The organism is Streptomyces sp. GbtcB6 (assembly GCF_019091475.1).
Classification (GTDB): domain Bacteria; phylum Actinomycetota; class Actinomycetes; order Streptomycetales; family Streptomycetaceae; genus Streptomyces; species Streptomyces hyaluromycini.
Map to the genome: position 1 here is coordinate 1 of NZ_JAGXJL010000400.1, position 245 is coordinate 245.

Below are 245 nucleotides of genomic sequence, written 5' to 3' on the forward strand. Positions count from 1 at the left end.
CTGCGCACCGCCTTCGAGTAGCTGCCGGCGGGCGAGCTGGCCGGGGCGCTGGTGGGCGGCATGACCATGCGGGGGTTCCTGGCCGCCCACGAGGTGCCCACCTCGGTCCGCTTCCATGCCATGGTCCTCGACGACTTCCTCCTCGAACCGCTCCCCTACCACCTCTTCACCCGCGACACCTCCGCCTGGGTCTACGACGCCGTGTCCCTCAACGCCATGCGCTGGCCCGCCCGGCAGCGCGGGGG

Annotated in this window: 1 pseudogene; it reads left to right on the forward strand. The window is 72.7% G+C overall.

The features are described 5' to 3' along the window. Positions 1–245, forward strand: a pseudogene (locus KVT45_RS55510) (arginine deiminase family protein); the annotation flags it as partial.